The organism is Devosia sp. T2-14 (genome assembly GCF_055397495.1).
Map to the genome: position 1 here is coordinate 2,419,229 of NZ_AP027921.1, position 18,901 is coordinate 2,438,129.

Consider the following 18,901-nt stretch of genomic DNA (forward strand, 5'->3'; position numbering starts at 1 on the left):
GCCCGAGCCGGGGCAACGGCTCAAGGCCGGGATGACACCGCGCTTTTTGCTCGCTCAGTGAAAGTTAGCACCATGCCCACACCCAATCCCCGCCACCCCAACTTTCCCATTCCTGGCGGTCCCGAGCTGCGCGCCAAGGGCTGGCGGCAGGAGGCCCTGCTGCGCCTGCTCGAGAACGTGCTGAGCGTCGGCGAGAACCCCGATGACCTCATCGTCTACGCGGCCTTGGGCAAGGCGGCGCGCAATTGGGCCAGCCACAAGGCCATCGTCGAAACGCTGCTGCGCATGGATGAAGACCAGACGCTGGTCATCCAGTCCGGCAAGCCCATCGGCCTGCTCAAGACCCACGCCAAGGCGCCGCTGGTCATCATGGCCAATTGCAATATCGTCGGCCAATGGGCCAAGGCCGAAGTGTTTTATGAGCTGGAGAAAAAGGGCCTGATCTGCTGGGGCGGGCTCACCGCCGGCGCCTGGCAATATATCGGCAGTCAGGGCGTCATTCAGGGCACCTATGAAATCTTCATGCGCATCGCCGAAAACCGCTTCGGCGGCGATCTCGCCGGCCGCTTCATTCTCACCGCTGGCCTCGGCGGCATGGGCGGCGCGCAGCCGCTGGCCGGTCGCATGGCCGGCGCCGCCATCCTCTGCATCGACATCGACGCCGACCGCGCTGCCAAGCGCCGCGAAATCGGCTACCTTGAGGAGATCGCCCCCGATCTCGATACCGCCCTCGCCATGATCGACAAGGCGGTCGCCGAAAAGCGCGCCACCTCCATCGGCCTCGTCGGCAATGCCGCCGAGATCTATCCCGAGATCGCCCGCCGCGGCATCGTCCCCGATATCGTCACCGACCAGACCTCGGCGCACGATCTGGTCTATGGCTATATCCCCAAGGGCATGTCGCTTGATGAGGTTCGGCGTCTCCGCGTTGAGGGCCCCGGCCAGCTGATGGCCGCCAGCCGCGCCTCCATCGTCGATCACGTCCGCGCCATGCTCGCCTTCCAGCAGGCGGGGAGCGAAGTGTTCGACAATGGCAATCTGATCCGCACCCATGCCAAGGCCGGTGGCGTCGAAAACGCCTTCGATATTCCGATTTTCACCGAGGCCTATCTGCGACCACTTTTCGCGCGCGCCATTGGGCCGTTCCGCTGGATGGCTCTTTCCGGCAATCCGGAAGATATTCGCAAGATAGATGCCAGATTGCTGCACATGTTTGCTGACAACAAGATCGTCACCAACTGGATCAATCTGGCTCGCGAACATGTGCCATTCGAGGGTCTTCCCGCCCGCATCGCCTGGCTCGGACACGGCGAACGCACCGCTTTGGCGCGTGCCGTCAACACCATGGTGGCCGATGGCACCCTCGAAGGCCCCGTTGCCTTCAGCCGCGATCACCTCGATGCGGGCGCCATGGCGCACCCCAATATCATGACCGAAAACATGAAGGATGGCTCAGATGCCATTGCCGATTGGCCCCTTTTGGACGCGATGCTGCTCTGCTCGTCCATGGCCGATCTGGTCGTGGTGCATTCGGGCGGCGGTGGCTATGCGGGCTTCATGACCTCGGCCGGCGTCACCGTGGTGGCCGACGGCACCCCGGCCGCCGACGAGCGGCTGGAGCACGCTCTCACCAACGACACCGCCCTTGGCGTGATGCGCTACGCCGATGCCGGTTATGAAGAAAGTCTGGAAGAAATCTCCACGAAAAACATCCCGCACATCCCGGTGGGCTGACGCGTTCCGGCGAGGGCTCAGCCCTTGCCGGCCAGCTCGCTCCGCCAGCTATATTGGGGCGAATAGCCCAGCATCCGCTTGGCTTTTTCGATCGATAGCAAGGTGCCATTGGCCGTCAGGTGCCCCTTGATCGGCACGGTGGGAAACACCTCCGCCAGCAGAGACATGCTGGACCGGCCCATCACCGTATCGGCATTGGCAATGATGAAAGCCTCAAAGCCGGTGAAGTCAGCCTGGATGGCGCGCCGCACCGCCTGCGCTCCATCTCGGGCGTCAATATAGCCCCAGAGGTTCCATTTCCGGCTGGTCGGATCGGCGTCGAATTTGGGAAAAGCCCGGTAATCCTCGGGATTCATCACGTTGGAAAAGCGCAGCCCGACAATGCGCAGGGCAGGGTCCCAGCGGCAGAACTGCGCCGCCATGGTTTCGTCGAGCAGCTTGCCCAGGGAATAAGCGGATTCCGGGCGCGGATAATATTGCTCATCCACCGGTGCATAGGGCGGGGGCGTGTCGAAGGGCAGGCCGAGCACAGTCTCGCTGGAGGCGAAAACCACGTTCTTGATGCCTGCCAGCCTGCATGCCTCGAACACATTATAGGTCGTCGGGACATTGTTGGCGAAGATGCGTGCATTGGCCGCCAGACCCGGCGCCGGGATGGCCGCCAGGTGCACCACGGCATCGAATGGCCCCTTGCGCTCATCCACGCCACCCAGGATCGCGGCCGCGACTTCGCCGAAATTGGTGAGGTCGACGCGCACGCTCGGGCAGACGGGATCGGCCAGGGGATGCTGGTCGACATTGAGCACGTCATAGCCATGGGTCACCAGGTCGCGCAGCACTGCGCGCCCGAGTTTGCCACTGCCACCCGTCACCAGAACCTTGGTCAAACGCGCCTCCTCTGTCGCGCGATTATCGTCGCGTCGAATGCCGAGCCTAGGGCCGAAACCGGCCGCTGCCAATCGGCCGGAGCCGCTTTGTGAGTGGTAAACCGGAAATGAACGAGCGTCTCAGCGCCGGTTCAAACGCCTGAGGTCATAACCGCTGCCAAGGTCGATGACAGCCATCGACAGCCCCGCAAATCCGGGGCGCAACCCCAGGTAGAGGAGACCTGAAATGTTCAAGCTTGCCACACTCGCCGTTCTGTCCGGCCTCGCAATGTCCGCCGCCACTTTGCCCAGCATGGCCCAGGTCGCTGCCCCGGGCGGGAAGCCGTCTTCCCCCTCGGTCAACGACACGGAATGCGCCTACCAGCTCAATTACATGCCCCGCGTGACCCGCAGCCAGGTCGCCGCCATCAACGGCCAGCCCGTTCATCTGGTGCCGGTTTGTGAGGACAAGGTCGCAGGCGAACTCGAGGATTATGGCTGGCTGTTTGTGGCCGGCAATGTCGACACGCTCCGCCTGCCGATCGCCCGTAACGCCACCCTGATGCGCGCGCTCGATGCCGAAGGCTACGACCAGCACGACGTGGTGTCCCTGCGCTTCGCCGGCGGCAACACCATCACCCTCTATGTCCATCAGCGCAGCATGAAATGAGCCGTGCTGCCCGCCACATGAACGCTATCTGAACGTCGGTCTCAGGCGCAGTTCAAACGGGGTGGGGCAATGTGGTCTCAACAAACGATCAGTCCGGAGGGATACCAAATGAACAAGCACCAGGAAAAAGTTCTCGTCGGCGCACTCTGCGGTCTGGTCGTTGTCGCCGCCAGCGCCTTTGCCGTCCAGCCCACCATGGCTGCCGGCTATTCGGTCGATCAGTTGGCCCGCGTCAGCGGCGTCGCCAAGTGGGACCAGCTCAATGTCCGCAAGTGGCCCGCCTCCTATTCGCAGAAGGTCGGCGCCTTCGCCCCCGGCAGCCATGTCTGGGTCGAGCGCTGCATCGAAGCCCAGTCGGGTGCCGACTGGTGCCTCGTTGACACCCGCAACACCCGCGGCTGGGTCAATTCGCGCTACCTCACCGTGGTCTCCGACTGGGACCGCTAAAATCCGCCGTGCCTGCCTCCTTCCCATGCTCTGTTGACTTTTCCGGTCCTGCACTGTTCTCAAGACAGTCTGGACCGGAGTTTTTTTGATGGATGCCAATCCCGTTCTTGCCGAAACCGTTCGCGGTAACTGGATCGAAAACCGCCACCGTGGCGCCTATGTGATCGTCGATGGCGCGGGCGCCATCATCGCCTCGGCGGGCGATATCGAGCGGCCCATCTTTCCGCGCTCGGCCATCAAATCCATGCAGGCGCTGCCCATTTTCGCCCAGCATGCAGAAGAGCGCTTCCACCATACCGATGAAGAACTGGCTCTGGCCTGCGCCAGCCATCATGGCGAAGACGCCCATGTCTCCGGTGTAAGCCACTGGCTGGGGCGCATGGGGCTCTCGGTCACCGATCTCGAATGCGGCGCGCATCAGCCAACCAATGCCGAGGCGCGCGAAAAGCTGCGCGAAGCGGGGGCCAAGCCGAGCGCGCTACACAACAACTGCTCCGGCAAGCATTCCGGCATGCTCAGCGTGGCGCAGGCCATGGGCGTGCCGACCCAAGGCTATGTGGGCCGTGACCATGCGGTGCAGAAGCAGGTGCGCGCGGCCGTTGAGGCCGTAATCGGTGAAAGCCTGAGCGAAAGCCGCTGCGGCACCGACGGCTGCTCGATCCCCACTTTCGCAGCCCCCCTGCGGGCCTTTGCCTTTGGCTTCGCCCGCATGGCGACAGGAACCGGCCTTGCGCCCGAACTCGCCACGGCGGCGAGGCGCCTGTTCGACGCCGCCACGCGCCATCCGCACCTCGTCGCAGGAACCGGCCATGCCGATACACTGCTGATGACCGCCTTCAAGGGGCGCCTGATGCAGAAGATCGGCGCGGAAGGCGTGCAATGCGGCGCCATTCGCGACAAGGGCTGGGGCTATGCCCTCAAATGCGACGACGGCAATATGGCCGCCTCACAGGCCATGCTGGCCGCGATGCTGCTGCAGCATGCCGATCCCGATGCAGAGCAGCGCGCGCTGCTCGAAACGCTGGCTCACCAGCCCATCAAGAGCGTGCGCGGAGCCGAAGTGGGGGAGTTGCGGGCAGCGGCGCGCTAGGCAACCGTTACGTTGCTGTAGCGGGCCGCATTGCCCAGCAGGTCTGGTTCGACGATCTCGGACCAGGCAAGGCCCACAACCGCGTGCGTGTCGGCGGCGATGGCGTTCTGGCCGATATAGACCGGCCCGGCGCCATCCACCACGCTGACGCCGATGCCGATCAGGCTGTTGGAAACCACATTGGCCGAGATCAGCACATTGCGCAGATAGGGCCCGAACCCGGCCGCGATGGCGATCCCCGGAACACCTTGCACGGTATTGCCGGTAATGGCGGTTTCCGCCTCTGCGGCGATGCCGACAGGATTGGTATCGGGGTTTACCAGCGATATCGGCGCGATGTTGCGCACGATATTGCCTGAACACACGGCCAGTTGCCCGCCATTGTCCAGGTTGGTGATCGAAATGCCCTGGGCCGCGCCGTCGACGATGTTCCCGGCGATGATCGAGCCTGAAAAGGCGAATTCGGAAAAAACAGCCACTTCGCCCGAGCGCAGGCAGGTATTGCCGCTGACCTGGCTATCGTTGGTGCTGTTGAGGCGGATGGCCGAAAACGCGCAGTCGGCGAGGTGATTGTCGGCGACGATGACTTCGTCGGCGCGGTATACGTTGATCCCATTGCCATTCTGCCCGTTGCCGCCGCCGCGCCAGTCGATCTTCGCAATGCGATTGGCGGTGACGATGGAGCCATCGGGGCCGCTCTGGCTGCGCCAGATTCGGATACCGGCATTGCCGCACCCTTCGATCCGGTTGCCCGAAATCAGCAGGCCCCGGCTGTTCATGGAATGAATGGCCGCATCGCCCATGTCGTTGAACCGGCAGTCGCGGATGGTGACGGCCGAATCGGCGATATCGAGACCGATGGCGGCACTGTCGAAGTCGCAGCGCTCGAGTGTCACGGCTTCACTGGAGGTAATGGTCAGCAGCGCTTCAGCCCCGGCCTCGGCCCGAAAGCCGATATCGCGCAACACGATGGCGCTACGCCCCGCAATGGTTCCGACCACGCCAGCCTGCCACTGCGCCAGCACCGTGGCCCCGGTCACGCCTTCGACGGTAAGATTGCCCGGGAAGGTCAACCCGGCGGCATGGATGACGCCCGCGGGAAGGCGCAGCACTTGCCCTGCCTTCGCCGCCTGATCGAGGGCCTGCTGCAGCGCAGCCGTCTGGTCGGTTTCGCTATTGGGCAGCACGCCCAGCGCCGTGGCGTCGAGCACAGGTTGCGCCCGGGCTGCCATGGGCGCAACTACGCCAGTTGCGGCGAGGCCAGCGAGGATGTGACGGCGGCGGAGCTTGCTTTGCATCATGATCCGGATAGTGCCGCGAGGCGGGCTTTTGCGCCATCGGCAATGGAAAACAGAGTTACGAGTTGTCCCAAGGCAACGCGGGCGTCTATAAGAACGCACCTCAAGATAGGGCGGCGCGAATGCTCGTTGACGACAAGATCTTTCTCGGGACCAGCACGCAGCCCGAATACCTGGCTCTGAAATATGGCAATCGCCATGGTCTGGTGACTGGCGCAACGGGCACGGGCAAGACGGTGACACTGCAGGTGCTGGCCGAAGGCTTCTCGGCTGCGGGCGTTCCGGTCTTTGCCGCCGACATCAAGGGCGACCTCAGCGGCGTCAGCAAGATGGGCGCAGCGCAGGGCTGGCAGACGCAGCGCGCCAAGGATATCGGCTTCGACGATTACCGCGACGACGTGTTCCCGGTGATCTTCTGGGACCTGTTCGGCCGCCAGGGTCATCCGATCCGCGCTACGGTGTCGGAAATGGGCGCCTTGCTGCTCAGCCGCATTCTCGAACTCAATCCGACGCAGGAAGGCGTGCTCAACATCGCCTTCAAGGTGGCCGACGACGAAGGCCTGCTACTGCTTGACCTCAAGGACCTGCGTGCCCTGCTGGTCGATGTGCAGCAACGCGCCAAGGAAATCTCGGCCTCCTACGGCAACGTCTCGACTGCCTCCATCGGCGCGATCCAGCGCGGGCTGCTGGTGCTCGAGCAGCAGGGCGCGGAAAATTTCTTCGGCGAACGCTCGCTCGAAATCGCCGACCTGATGCGTACCGACCGCGATGGCCGCGGCTTCATCTCGATCCTGGCCGCCGACGAGCTAATGCGCTCGCCCCGGCTCTATTCGATGTTCCTGCTGTGGATGCTCTCGGAACTGTTCGAAGAGCTTCCCGAAGTGGGCGATCTCGATAAGCCCAAGCTGGTCTTCTTCTTCGACGAAGCCCACCTGTTGTTCGATGGCGCCCCCAAGGTCCTGATCGACAAGGTCGAGCAGGTGGTCAAACTGGTGCGCTCCAAGGGTGTCGGCGTCTATTTCGTGACACAGAACCCGGTCGATATCCCGGAATCCGTGCTGGCCCAACTGGCCAACCGCGTGCAGCACGCCCTGCGTGCCTATACGCCGCGCGAGCAGAAGGCAGTGAAGGTGGCGGCCGATACGTTCCGCCCCAATCCGGCCTTCTCGACCGCCGAGGTGATCACCCAGCTCGGCATCGGCGAAGCGCTGGTCTCGGTGCTGGAAGACAAGGGCATTCCCTCCATGGTGGGCCGCACGCTCATCCGCCCGCCCTCCGCGCAGGTGGGGCCGATCACGCCCGCCGAACGCGAGTCGATCATTGCCAGCTCGCCCGTTGCAGGCCTCTACGACAACCCGATTGACCGCGACTCCGCCTTCGAAGTGCTGGGCCGCCGCACGCGCGACAAGCAGTTGGCCGAACAGCGCCAGCAGGTCGATGACGAGCGCCTCAAGCGGGAGCGGAGCTATCAGGACTATGGGCAGTCGACGGGCCGTGCACCTGCTTCGCGCCCCCGTGCCTCGACCCGCCAGACTCCGACTGAAGCCGCGATGAACTCGCTGGCGCGCACCGTGGCCAACCGGCTCGGCGACGCGCTGGTGCGCGGCATTCTCGGCGGGCTGAAGCGCGGCAAATGATGGTGACAGATTTGACCAACACGGCTCTTTGCGTCGCCGTTTTCGCATCGGATCGCGGACCCGGCGACGCCGAGCGCGCCTCGATCATGAGCCAGACCGGCACCTATTTCGCTAAGCGCGGCGCCAACATGATCTGCATCGCAGAAGACGGCGTGATCCCGGTGCCCCTGATCACCGCTGCGCGGGCGGCGGGGGGCAGGGTGCAGCTGATCGCCGATACGGCCATCGTGCTGCCGCCGGCCCTGGCCGGGGTGGCGACGGAAGTGCTGCCCACGCGTGAAGAGCGCCTGGCCCGCATCGCGGAACTGGCCGAGGCCTATGTTGCCCTTCCAGGGTCCCTGGCCTCCTCATCGATGCTGTTTGGTGCCTGGGCCGCGGCCAAGGCGAGCGGCCGAAATGTGCCTGTCATCATGCTCAACCGCCATCGTGCCTATGAGGTGATGCGCGGCTTTGCGGCCGACGTGCTGTCGCCGGGGCTGCCGGGCCATGAGCGCGCCGTGCAGTTTGCCGACACCATCGAGGACCTGTGGGCGCGCATGAGCCGGCTGGTCACCGAAGCCCGTCAGATGAGCCGGTAAAGCTTTACCGGCTTGGTGCTGCCCCGGGCGATCACGCCCTTGGCTTCCAGGTCGAGCTGAACGCCCTTCATCCACCATCCCGCCTTTTCGCCATTGGGCCAGAAGGCCTGCGAAATATGCGGAGCGATGGCTTCGCGCAGCTCGGCCGGCGTCATGCCGGGCGCTTCGGATGGCAGCACCTTGAGAACCGCCGCTTTCATGTCGTCGAACTTGTCCTTGTCCACCCGCGTCGTGTGACCGGGGGAGACGGCGTTCTCCATCAAGTATTTTTCGGGTTCCTGCTTCGCCATGGGGCCTCATCCCAGCGCAACATCGCGCCGCTGCGCATCGTCGTCGCAGAAGGGGAGGGGCGCAAGGCCAAATGGCAGGCGGTGTTAGCCTTCGAGGCCGGGATGGCGTGGCTTGCGGCGATCGGGGAACAACGGAATCACGTTGTCAGTCGACCGGCGGGCGGGGAGCGGGCTTGGCGTCGGCATGGCGATGCGGTTGCGCCGGTCCGGCCCGCGATAGCCACCCGGCGAGCCCACGACCGTGCGCTTGCGCAGGCGGGCCTGGATGCGCTGCAACAGGTGGCGCGGCGACATCGGCTTGATGATGACTTCGTCAATGCCGGCGCTGATGGCCTGATGGCGCATGGGTGGCGTGATGGTCCGCGTTAGCGCGATGACGGGGACTTCCTGGCTGATCAGCGAATTGTTCAGGCGGATGGACTCGACCATCTCGAAAGCCGGGCGGCCATCGCGATCGAAATCGCAGACCAGCATATCGATCGGGGTAACGCGCATGAAGGCAATGAGGTCGAGGTCGCTGTCGAACTGGCGGACCTCGAGATGCGAGTCGCCCGCCACAACCATCGCCAGCAACGACGAAAGCGCAGAATTCGCCGCAATAATGGCAACGACCTTGGTTGGCTCGGACACGCGGGACCCTCGGAAAGTAAACGAAGCGTTACCACGCCCAACGATACCATTGAAGTGTGGCCAAGCGAAACCACAGAAATGATGGGGGAAATCTTGGCGTTAACGAAAAAACCCGCCAGCGCGAAGCGGGCGGGTTTTGCAGTCAAATTGCGCCGGGCAGCGCCTTGGCGAAAGTCGATTTAGGCGGTGGCTTCGTCGAACAGCAGCTCGACATGTTCCCAGTTCACCAGGTTGTCGAACCAGGCTTCGAGGTACTTCGGGCGGGCGTTGCGGTAGTCGATGTAGTAGGAGTGCTCCCACACGTCGACGCCCAGGATCGGCTTGCCGCCATGGACCAGCGGAGATTCGCCATTGGCGGTCTTGCTGACTTCGAGCTTGCCGTTCTTCAGCGACAGCCAGGCCCAGCCCGAACCAAACTGGGTGGTACCGGCCGCGATGAAGTCGGCGCGGAACTTGTCAAACCCGCCGAGGTCGGAGTCGATCGCCGCCTGCAGCTTGGCCGGCAGCTTGTTGCCGCCGCCATTGGGCTTCATCCAGTTCCAGAAGTGAACGTGGTTGTAGTGCTGGCCGGCATTGTTGAAGAGGCCGGCATTCTTGCCGAAGCTCTCCTTCACGATGTCTTCCAGCGGCAGGATCTCGAGACCCGAGCCTTCCAGCAGCTTTTCGCCATTGGTCACGTAAGCCTGGTGGTGCTTGTCGTGGTGATATTCGAGCGTTTCGGCCGACATGTAGGGGCCGAGCGCGTCATAGGCGTAGGGCAGGGGCGGCAGGGTGAACTTGGTCGACATTATTGGCCTCCGATTTGGGATAGACGCTGAGGAAATCCGGCCCTTCGTATAGGCCGAATGTGACGACGGAACAATCAGTTGGCGGGGAATGATCCTTCCAACCCGACGGCATTGAGCGCAAAGGCGTAGCACATGGCGGTTTCCTTGAGCCGATCAAACCGGCCCGAAGCACCGCCGTGCCCTGCGCCCATATTGGTTCGCAGGTATAATGGGGCATCCCCCGTCTTGGTTGCGCGTAGCTTGGCAACCCACTTGGCGGGCTCCCAATAGGTCACGCGCGGATCGGTGAGACCGGCCAGCGCGAAGATGGGCGGATAGTCCTGGGCGGCCACCTGCTCATAGGGCGCGTAGGCGGCAATGCGGGCATAATCCTCGGCTGAGGCCAGGGGATTGCCCCATTCGGGCCATTCCGGCGGCGTCAGCGGCAGGGTTTCGTCCAGCATGGTGTTGAGCACGTCCACGAAGGGCACCTGGGCGAGCACGCCGCCCCACAGGTCGGGCCGCATATTGGCAATGGCGCCCATCAGCATGCCACCGGCCGAGCCGCCCTGGGCGACGATGCGCCCCGAACTGGAATAGCCCTGCTCGATGAGCATTTCGGCAGCCGCGATGAAATCGGTGAAGGTATTGGTCTTGTGCTCGCGGCGCCCCTGCACATACCAGCGATAGCCCTTCTCCATGCCGCCGCGAATGTGGGCGGTTGCATAGACAAAGCCTCGATCCACCAGCGACAGCGCTGAGATCGAGAAGGATGCCGGCATCGACATGCCATAGGCGCCATAGCCGTAGAGCAGCGCAGGCGCCGAGCCGTCCAGCTTCAACCCCTTGCGATAGAGCAGGGTCACCGGAACCAGTTCGCCATCGCTTGCCTTGGCGAAAAGGCGGCGCGTTTCATAGTCCTCGGGATTGTGGCCGGAAGGCACTTCCTGTTCCTTGAGCAACGTACGGGCGCCGGTCTCGAGGTTCATGTCATAGGTGCGCGAGGGCGTCGTAGGCGACGAATAGGTCAGGCGGAACACCGAGGTGTCGAATTCATAGCCGACCGACATGCCCAGCGAATAGGCTTCCTCGTCGAACTTGACCGTCTCTTCCTTGCCGCTGCGCAGGTCGCGCACGACGATGCGGGGCAGGCCCTCATAGCGCTCGAGCCGCAGTAGGTGGTTTTTGATAACGATGGTGTCGAGCACCAGCACGCCCTGCTGATGGGCGATCAGGTCGGTCCAGTTTTCCGAGCCCGGATTGTCGACCGGCGCGGTGACGATCTTGAAGTCCTCGGCGCCGTCGGCATTGGTGCGGATGAACAGCACGCCATCACGCTCGTCGATATCGTATTCGCGATCGGTCAGGCGGGGCGACACCACGCGTGGCTCGCCGCCGGTTTCGGCATCGATCAGCCAGCACTCCGACGTCTGGTGGTCGTGCGCGTCGATGACGATGTACTTGTCCGAAAGCGTGCGCCCCACGCCGACGAAGAAGCCGGGATCGGCTTCCTCGAAAATGATCGGGTCATGGGCTTGGTCGGTGCCGATCGTGTGCAGCCGCACCCGGTAGGGCCGGTGATTGTCATCATACTCGGTGTAGTAGATGGCCTTGCTGTCATTGCTCCACACATAGGAGCCGGCCGTCTGCGCGATGACTTCGGCACTATCGGTGCCAGTCTCCAGATCGCGGATGATGATGTCGTAATATTCCGACCCGGCGCGGTCGGTCGCCCAGGCCAGATAGCGGTGCGAGCGGTCATGCTCGGCCCCGGCAAAGCCGAAATACCCATCGCCCGCTTCGATATTGCAGTCGAGCAGCACGGTTTCCGGGCCGCCTTCGCGCGCCGTGCGGACGATCAGCGGATACTGCTTACCTTCGAGCATGCGCGAATTGTAGGCATAGGGGCCATCGGGCGAGGCCACGCCGCTGTCGTCTTCTTTGATGCGGCCGCGGATTTCCTTGTAGATGGTGTCCTGCAGCGCCTCGGTGGGCTTGCCGAACTCTGTCTCGAAATAGGTGTTCTCGGCATCGAGATAGGAGCGGATTTCCCCGTCCAGCGTCTCGGGCTTCTGCATCACTTCCTGCCAGTTATCGGCGCGCAACCAGTGATAGGGGTCTTCGCGGGTGATGTTGTGGAACGTGGCGGAGTGCGGCTTGCGAGCAGCGACGGGCGGGTTTGTCTTGGTCATGGGGCAATCCGATTAGGCTGGACTACTCACATAGGCCCCCCATGCACACAACGGAAGAGGGCACGCCCGTGGCACTGCCCTGGTGAAAGTGCTGAGGCCTAAAACCTTGGACAAATAGAACAGTGAGGGCGTTTAGCCTTGTCGGATAGGTGACATCCGCTAGGGTTCTTCTCGCAGATCGACAAAGAGTCGGTTTTTTCGATGTTACTGCGAGTGGAGTTGGGCATGGACGCAAGCATAGCACTCGTGGCGATTGCGCCATTTGTTGCCGCGTTCCTCGCGCCGCTTGTAAACCGCTTCACCAAACCATTTGCCGGCTGGGTCCTCGCGCTGGTGCCCGCCGCGATCTTTGCATTTCTCGTCACGCTGATTGATCCGGTGGTTGCCGGTAATCCGATCTCGGCGAGAATCGGCTGGGTGCCGGCGTTCAACCTCGACCTGACTTTCTATATCGATGGCCTGAGCCTGCTGTTCGCCCTGACGATTTCCGGCATTGGCACGCTCATCGTGCTCTATGCGGCGTCCTACCTAAAAGGACACCACCATCTGGGACGCTTTCTGGGCTTCCTGCTGGCCTTCATGGGCGCCATGCTGGGGCTGGTGCTGGCCGATAACATGCTGGCGCTGTTCCTGTTCTGGGAGCTCACCTCGGTCACTTCGTTCCTGCTCATCGGCTTTGACCACAGCCGCATGGCCTCGCGCCGTGGGGCCATCCAGGCGCTGGTCATCACCAATATCGGCGGCATGGGCCTGCTCGTCGGCGCCGTTCTGGTGCACCAGATCACCGGATCCTGGGACATGAGCGCGCTCGCCGGACTGCAGGATCATGCCCTTTATGGCCTGGTTCTGGCGGCGTTCCTGGCTGCGGCCTTCACCAAGTCGGCGCAGGTGCCGTTCCACTTCTGGCTACCCAACGCCATGGAGGCCCCAACGCCGGTTTCGGCATTCCTGCATTCGGCGACCATGGTGCAAGGCGGCGTCTACCTGCTGGCCCGTACCACGCCCTGGCTCGGCGGCACCGATACCTGGACCACCATTCTCGTCTGCTTCGGCGGCGCGACCCTGCTCTGGGGCGCGCTGGGCGCCCTGCGCCAGACCGACCTGAAGCAGATGCTGGCGCAGACCACGATCGCCTCGCTCGGCCTGTCGGTGCTGCTGCTCGGGCTGGGTTCGGAGGCCGCGATCGCCGCCATGGTGATCTACTTCCTCGCGCACGCGCTCTATAAGGCAGCCCTGTTCATGGTGGCCGGCGCGATCGATCACGAGACGGGCACGCGCGACATCACGGTGCTCGGCGGACTGGCCGACAAGATGCCGCTGACCTTTATCAGCGCGGGCCTCGCCTGCCTGGCCATGATCGGCCTGCCGCTGACCCTTGGCTATTTCGCCAAGGAAGAAATGTATCTCGGCCTGCTCTCCGGCCAGTGGACCGATATCGCCGTGCTGGCCGTGCTGGTGGCGGGCAATGCCATGCTGGCCGGCGTCGCCATCCTGGTGCTGGTGAAGCCGTTCCTCGGCCCCGCTCAGCCGACGCCGAAATCGGCCCATGAAGCGCCTCTGCCGATGCTGCTGGGCCCCATCGTGCTCGGCGCGGCCGGAGTCGTAGCTTCGGTGATGACCGCGTGGCTCGGCCACACAGTGCTGGAGCCCGGCGCCTCCGCCGTGCTCGGCGAGGCCGTCGAAAGCCACCTGACCCTGGCGATGGACCTGACGAGCCCGCTGCTCTGGCTGTCGGTGGCGACCTGGGTGCTTGGCTTTCTGGTCTTCCGGCAGGCCGCAGCCCTGCGCACGCTGCTGCGCCGCTTCGAGGCAGGTCTCGGCTGGACGGCCGACACGGTATTCGACGCCGTCATGTTCGGCCTGATCCGCTTCTCGGGCGCCGTCACCCGCGCCCTCCATCACGGCCGTCTCGAAATCTACCTCGTAACGGTTTTTTCCGGCTTCGCGATCGCGCTGATCGTGCCGGTGGCCCTGCTGGGCGGCTACGATGTGCTGCTGCCGCTGGCGGAGCTCGGCGACTGGTCGCAGAAGCTGAGCTGGCCGCAACTGATGCCCTATGAATGGGGCGTGATCGCCATGGCGATCATCGGTCTGCTGGCCCTGCTGCTGGCCCCGAACCGTCTGATTGCCATTATCGCGCTGGGCATTCAGGGCACCTCCGTGGCGCTGATCTTCCTGCTGTTCGGTGCGCCCGACCTGGCCTTTACCCAGTTCATGGTCGAAGTGCTGTCCGTGGTCATTCTGGCGCTGGTCATGACCCGCCTGCGGCTCGACGAGCGCGATAGCCGGCCCCTTGAGGACCTGGCGCGCGACGGCACCCTGGCGCTGATTTGCGGCGTGGGCGTCAGCCTGCTGCTGATGGTGGTGCTGTCCGGCACGCTCGATACGCGCCTCTCCGACATGTTCACCGCAACCAGCGTGCCGATCGCGCACGGCCACAACATCGTCAACGTGATCCTCGTCGATTACCGCGGCTTTGATACGCTGGGCGAAATCTCTGTTGTGATGGCCGCTGGCCTTGCCATCATGGCGCTGCTGCGGCGGCGGGCCAAGCCTGCGGCGCCCGCCGCGCCCAAGCGCCGCCGGAGGGCCGCATCATGAATACGGTGATCTTCCGCACCATCGCTCCGCTCATCGTGGCGATCATGCTGGTGTTCTCGGTCTATATCTGCCTGCGCGGCCACAATGAGCCGGGTGGCGGCTTCATCGGCGGGCTGATTGCCGCCTCTTCAATTGCTATCCTGGGCATGGCCTCGGGTGCCGAGGAAGCCCGCCGCGCCCTCAGGGTCGATCCGCTTTCCATTGCCGGCTTTGGCGTGTTCATCGCCGGGTTTTCGGGGCTGCTGTCGCTCGCCACCGGTTCGCCTTTCATGACCAGCATCTGGCTCTATCTCGAACTGGGTGACGGCACCCTGCCGCTGTCGACGCCGATGGTGTTCGATATCGGGGTCTATCTGGTCGTGTTCGGCACCATCGCTGCCATCGCCCTCGGACTTGAAGATAGCGGCGAGGAGGAACCCTGATGGATTACGTTCTCGCAACCCTGGTCGGGTGTTTCATCGCTCTTGGCGTCTATCTCCTGTTGTCGCGGTCGGTCATCCACATGCTGCTGGGTATGACCATTTTCGGCAATGGCGTGAACCTGTTGATCTTCACCGCGGGGCGCCTGACCCGTGAGTTGGCACCCATCGTCCCCGGCGATCTTACCCAGCCCGCAGGCCCGATTGCCAATCCCCTGCCGCAGGCGCTGATCCTGACGGCCATCGTCATCGGCTTTGCCATGTTCGCCTTTCTGCTGGTGCTGGCTTTCCGGGCCTATCAGTCGCTCGATGCCGATAATACCGACAACATGCGCGTCGCCGAGCCGGTCGATGAGCCCAACCCGCCACTGAGCTACTGATATGGAAAATGTGGCTTTGCCCCAGGCGATGATTGAAACCGTGACTTCCGCTGCCGACTGGGTCGTGGTGCTGCCGCTCGTGCTGGCGCTGATGGGCGCTTCGCTCGCCCTCATGCTGCGCAAGAATTCCGGCATGTCCTTCATGCTGGCCGTGCTGGTTGTCGTGGCGATTATCGCCTGCGAAGTGAGCCTGCTGCTGCGCGTCTACGATACCGGCCCGCTGAGCATGACCATGGGCAAGTGGCTGCCGCCCTTCGGCATCAGCTTTGCCGCCGACCTGTTCGGGGCGTCCTTTGCCCTCGCCGCCGCCGTCGTGGCGCTGATCGTGCTGTTCTACGCCCAGGGCGAGCGCGGCGAAGAGCAGGAGGGCGATGGCTTCCATTCCATGGTGCTGCTGCTGCTGGCCGGCGTCACCGGGTCCTTCCTCACCGGCGACCTCTTCAACCTCTATGTGTGGTTCGAGGTGATGCTGATCTCCTCGTTCGGCCTGATCGTGCTGGGCGGCCGCCCGCTGCAGCTTGATGGCGCGGTGAAGTACGGCTTCCTCAATTTCCTCGCGACCGCCTTGTTCCTGCTGGCGCTGGGCCTGACCTATGGCCTGCTCGGCACGCTCAACATGGCCGACATCATGCGCGTGGCTCCCGCAGCCAATCCTGCGGCCATGGCCGGTGTCGCGGCCCTGCTGCTGCTGGCTTTCGGCATGAAGGCGGCTGCATTCCCGGTCAACGCCTGGCTGCCCGCCTCCTATCACACCCCGCCCGCCGTGGTTTCGGCGCTGTTCGCGGGCCTGCTCACCAAGGTCGGTGTCTATGCCTTGCTGCGCTCGCTTGTGGTGTTGCTTCCGGCCAGCCGTGACTTCCTCGAGCCGGTGCTGATCGCCGTTGCCGTCGGCACCCTGCTGATTGCGCCGCTGGGCGCCATTGCCGAAACCAACCTGCGGCGCGCCATCGGCTTCTTCGTCATCGGCGGCATAGGCGCGGTGCTGGCGGGCATCGCGATTCCCTCGCTCGCCGGTGTCAGCGGGGCAGGGCTCTACGTGTTCCACGCCATCCTGACCATGACGGCGCTCTATCTGGTCGTCGGCCTCATCGAAAGGCGCACCGGACAGACCGATACCCGGCACATGGGCGGGCTTTATGCCGCCAGCGCGCCGCTATCGATTGTCTTTCTTGTGCTGGTGCTGGCGACCGCAGGCGTCCCGCCATTCCTCGGCTTCTGGCCCAAACTGCTGCTGTTGCAGGCCGGCACGGGCGAGGGCGGCTGGGTCGGCGGAGTCATCACTGTCGCGCTGTTGATCAATGCAGTGCTGACGCTGATTGCCGGGTCGCGCATCTGGGCGCATATCTTCTGGCGCAACGCCCCTGAAACGACCGTCGTGGCGACGGAGCCGAGAAATGCCGGATCCTGGATGCGCTTTGCGGCAACCGGAGTCCTGGTGGCCGGCATTGTTGCGGCTGGCCTTTGGCCAAACGGCTTGTTTGAGGCGCTCAAGTCAGGCGCACCGGATATCCTGGATCCCTCGCGCTATGTCGAAGCCATCGGGCTGGCAGGAGACACCCCATGAGCCTGGCCGCAGTTGTCGTCGTCCTCGCCGTAGTCTGGGCTGCCATCACCGGCAACTTCAGCGCCATAAACCTGCTGTTTGGTGGCGCCGTGGGCGCATTGGCGTTGCTGATTCTGCGCAATGCTTTCGCGCCGCCGCGGGTGCTGCGCCAGATGCGTCGCTTTGTTTCGCTGATGCTGCTGTTCCTCTACGAACTATTCGCCAGCGCGGTGCGCGTCGCCATCGTGGTGCTCACGCCCGACCTAAAATCGGCCCTGCGTCCAGCCATCATCGCCTTTCCGCTCAGCGTCAAATCCGATGCGGAAATCACGCTGCTGGCCAATCTCATCACCCTGACGCCCGGAACGCTCAGCGTCGACGTCAGCGACGATCGCAGCGTGCTCTATGTCCATGTGCTCACCCTCAGCACGCGCGAAGCCCTGATTGCCGACATTGCCGGTGGCTTCGAGGCCAAGATTCGGGAGATCTACGCATGACAGCAGCCGATGTTCTGTCCCTGACGACTCTCGTGGTCCTCGTAATGCTCGGGCTGGCCATGCTGATTACGGTTGTGCGCATCATTATTGGCCCGACGCTGGGCGATCGGGTGCTGGCGCTAGATATGCTGACAGTTGTTGCAATGGGATTCGTGGGCACCGTCGCCCTGCGCACAGGTTTGATGCTGTATCTTGATATCGCCATTGCCTTGGCGTTGCTTGGCTTTCTCGCAACAATTGCATTGGCGCGCTACATACTGTCGCGCGCTGTCTCGTCGCGCGGTGCTCCATTATGATTAGCGATATAGCCATCTACGCAGGTTGCGTTTTGTTGCTGGCGGGAGCCATCTTCAGCTTGGTCGCAGCGATAGGTGTCCTGCGATTACCTGATCTCTACACGCGTATGCATGCTGCTTCCAAAGCAGGAGCTGTCGGTGGCGGCCTTATACTGATCTCGGTTGCTGTGATGAGCTTCGATTTTGGTGTGGCGTTGCGGGCAATAGTAGGCTTTTGCTTCCTGTTGCTGACTACTCCAGTGGCTGCCCATCTACTTGCAAGAGCAAGTTATCGCACCAGTGGTCAATCACCAGCGGTACTGGTCGAGGATGAACTAAAGTCTAAAAGAAGCCAAAATGAGGTAGCATAGCTACTTTTGTTGGTATCATGTTAATCGTGGCGCGTTGGGTTGCGGAATGCATTGAACAGCCATAGGAATACTTCATGGCTGTGACTGCCCTCGTCGCGGCCCAATAAAAATAACGAAAGGTTGAATTATGAGTGACACCGCCGGCGCGGCGAACGGTTACGAGCACGACCTGATCGAGCTCAGCACCGAAATCGTCTCCGCCTATGTGAGCCATAATGCCGTGAGCCCGACTGATCTGCCCAAGCTGATCACCGACGTTCATGGGGCTCTGCGCGCATTGCAGACCAACGAGGTTCCTGTTCCTGTCGAGGAACTGAAGCCAGCGGTCCCGATCCGTAAATCTGTTGCTGCCGACTACATCATCTGCCTCGAAGACGGCAAGAAGTTCAAGTCGTTGAAGCGGCACCTGCGCACGCACTACAATCTCTCGCCGGAAGAATACCGCGAGAAGTGGGGTCTGCCCGCTGATTACCCGATGGTTGCTCCGAGCTATTCGGCAACCCGCTCGAAGTTGGCCAAGGACAACGGTCTGGGCCGCAAGGCCGCCTAAGCCCGGTTTAGGCAGCAAGCCACCGCCACGACACGCCGCGCCTGCGGGCCCCGGCGATTACGAACC

20 protein-coding genes are annotated in these 18,901 nt (G+C 63.2%); 14 read left to right on the forward strand and 6 right to left on the reverse strand.

The features are described from left to right. Window positions 1-72 precede the first annotated feature (72 nt). Window positions 73-1,734, forward strand: a complete 1,662-nt coding sequence (locus ACZ5WT_RS11920) for a urocanate hydratase (RefSeq protein WP_464284011.1) — start codon at window positions 73-75, stop codon at window positions 1,732-1,734. A 17-nt stretch (window positions 1,735-1,751) separates the two neighbouring features. Here ACZ5WT_RS11920 and ACZ5WT_RS11925 read toward each other — a convergent pair whose 3' ends face one another. After that, window positions 1,752-2,621: an NAD-dependent epimerase/dehydratase family protein gene (locus ACZ5WT_RS11925; RefSeq protein WP_464284012.1), complete on the reverse strand. Its 870-nt coding sequence runs from the start codon at window positions 2,619-2,621 to the stop codon at window positions 1,752-1,754. A gap of 226 nt (window positions 2,622-2,847) precedes the next feature. Between ACZ5WT_RS11925 and ACZ5WT_RS11930 the strand changes: the two genes are divergently transcribed. From ACZ5WT_RS11930 to ACZ5WT_RS11940, 3 genes are all read left to right on the forward strand, one after another. Continuing rightward, window positions 2,848-3,270, forward strand: coding sequence for a hypothetical protein (locus ACZ5WT_RS11930; protein ID WP_464284013.1), 423 nt, complete (start codon window positions 2,848-2,850; stop codon window positions 3,268-3,270). A gap of 108 nt (window positions 3,271-3,378) precedes the next feature. Further along, a complete protein-coding gene (locus tag ACZ5WT_RS11935; RefSeq protein ID WP_464284014.1) occupies window positions 3,379-3,717 on the forward strand; it encodes an SH3 domain-containing protein in 339 nt (112 codons plus the stop codon). An 88-nt stretch (window positions 3,718-3,805) separates the two neighbouring features. Then, window positions 3,806-4,807, forward strand: coding sequence for an asparaginase (locus tag ACZ5WT_RS11940; protein WP_464284015.1), 1,002 nt, complete (start codon window positions 3,806-3,808; stop codon window positions 4,805-4,807). Here ACZ5WT_RS11940 and ACZ5WT_RS11945 read toward each other — a convergent pair. Then, the gene (locus ACZ5WT_RS11945) at window positions 4,804-6,105 is read right to left on the reverse strand and encodes a TIGR03808 family TAT-translocated repetitive protein (protein WP_464284016.1); all 1,302 of its coding nucleotides are present in this window, start codon (window positions 6,103-6,105) and stop codon (window positions 4,804-4,806) included. The genes ACZ5WT_RS11940 and ACZ5WT_RS11945 overlap by 4 nt on opposite strands. Before the next feature lie 122 nt (window positions 6,106-6,227). On the opposite strand from ACZ5WT_RS11945, the gene ACZ5WT_RS11950 reads away from it, so the two are divergent. Further along, on the forward strand, window positions 6,228-7,742 hold the full coding sequence (locus ACZ5WT_RS11950) for a helicase HerA-like domain-containing protein (RefSeq protein WP_464284017.1): 1,515 nt from the start codon (window positions 6,228-6,230) through the stop codon (window positions 7,740-7,742). Next, entirely contained in the window at window positions 7,739-8,320 is a 582-nt protein-coding gene (locus tag ACZ5WT_RS11955) for an LOG family protein (RefSeq protein WP_464284018.1), read from the forward strand. Before ACZ5WT_RS11950 ends, ACZ5WT_RS11955 begins: the two co-directional genes overlap by 4 nt. Here ACZ5WT_RS11955 and ACZ5WT_RS11960 read toward each other — a convergent pair. The 4 genes from ACZ5WT_RS11960 to ACZ5WT_RS11975 form a co-directional block, all read right to left on the reverse strand. Continuing rightward, window positions 8,305-8,610, reverse strand: coding sequence for a DUF6958 family protein (locus tag ACZ5WT_RS11960; protein ID WP_464284019.1), 306 nt, complete (start codon window positions 8,608-8,610; stop codon window positions 8,305-8,307). The genes ACZ5WT_RS11955 and ACZ5WT_RS11960 overlap by 16 nt on opposite strands. A gap of 84 nt (window positions 8,611-8,694) precedes the next feature. Then, complete coding sequence (locus tag ACZ5WT_RS11965) at window positions 8,695-9,240, reverse strand: response regulator (protein ID WP_464284020.1); 546 nt, start codon at window positions 9,238-9,240, stop codon at window positions 8,695-8,697. Between the two features lie 179 nt (window positions 9,241-9,419). Further along, on the reverse strand, window positions 9,420-10,028 hold the full coding sequence (locus ACZ5WT_RS11970) for a superoxide dismutase (RefSeq protein WP_464284021.1): 609 nt from the start codon (window positions 10,026-10,028) through the stop codon (window positions 9,420-9,422). Window positions 10,029-10,102: 74 nt separating this feature from the next. Further along, window positions 10,103-12,199, reverse strand: a complete 2,097-nt coding sequence (locus tag ACZ5WT_RS11975) for a S9 family peptidase (RefSeq protein ID WP_464284022.1) — start codon at window positions 12,197-12,199, stop codon at window positions 10,103-10,105. 225 nt (window positions 12,200-12,424) lie between these two features. Between ACZ5WT_RS11975 and mbhE the strand changes: the two genes are divergently transcribed. From mbhE to ACZ5WT_RS12015, 8 genes are all read left to right on the forward strand, one after another. Beyond that, window positions 12,425-14,800 carry a hydrogen gas-evolving membrane-bound hydrogenase subunit E gene (mbhE, locus tag ACZ5WT_RS11980; RefSeq protein ID WP_464284023.1) on the forward strand — a complete coding sequence of 792 codons (2,376 nt, stop codon included), beginning with the start codon at window positions 12,425-12,427 and terminating at the stop codon, window positions 14,798-14,800. Continuing rightward, complete coding sequence (locus tag ACZ5WT_RS11985) at window positions 14,797-15,222, forward strand: MnhB domain-containing protein (protein WP_464284024.1); 426 nt, start codon at window positions 14,797-14,799, stop codon at window positions 15,220-15,222. The genes mbhE and ACZ5WT_RS11985 overlap by 4 nt, the downstream gene beginning before the upstream one ends. Beyond that, complete coding sequence (locus ACZ5WT_RS11990) at window positions 15,222-15,599, forward strand: Na+/H+ antiporter subunit C (protein ID WP_464284025.1); 378 nt, start codon at window positions 15,222-15,224, stop codon at window positions 15,597-15,599. Before ACZ5WT_RS11985 ends, ACZ5WT_RS11990 begins: the two co-directional genes overlap by 1 nt. Window positions 15,600-15,639: 40 nt before the next feature. Next, entirely contained in the window at window positions 15,640-17,163 is a 1,524-nt protein-coding gene (locus ACZ5WT_RS11995) for a proton-conducting transporter transmembrane domain-containing protein (RefSeq protein ID WP_464284026.1), read from the forward strand. Beyond that, window positions 17,160-17,639: a Na+/H+ antiporter subunit E gene (locus ACZ5WT_RS12000; RefSeq protein ID WP_464284027.1), complete on the forward strand. Its 480-nt coding sequence runs from the start codon at window positions 17,160-17,162 to the stop codon at window positions 17,637-17,639. Before ACZ5WT_RS11995 ends, ACZ5WT_RS12000 begins: the two co-directional genes overlap by 4 nt. After that, window positions 17,636-17,935, forward strand: a complete 300-nt coding sequence (locus ACZ5WT_RS12005) for a cation:proton antiporter (RefSeq protein WP_464284028.1) — start codon at window positions 17,636-17,638, stop codon at window positions 17,933-17,935. Before ACZ5WT_RS12000 ends, ACZ5WT_RS12005 begins: the two co-directional genes overlap by 4 nt. Continuing rightward, window positions 17,932-18,285 (forward strand): monovalent cation/H(+) antiporter subunit G, encoded by a 354-nt coding sequence (mnhG, locus tag ACZ5WT_RS12010; protein WP_464284029.1) that lies wholly within the window; start codon window positions 17,932-17,934, stop codon window positions 18,283-18,285. The genes ACZ5WT_RS12005 and mnhG overlap by 4 nt, the downstream gene beginning before the upstream one ends. 127 nt (window positions 18,286-18,412) lie before the next feature. Then, on the forward strand, window positions 18,413-18,835 hold the full coding sequence (locus tag ACZ5WT_RS12015; RefSeq protein ID WP_464284030.1) for a Ros/MucR family transcriptional regulator: 423 nt from the start codon (window positions 18,413-18,415) through the stop codon (window positions 18,833-18,835). Window positions 18,836-18,901 lie beyond the last annotated feature (66 nt).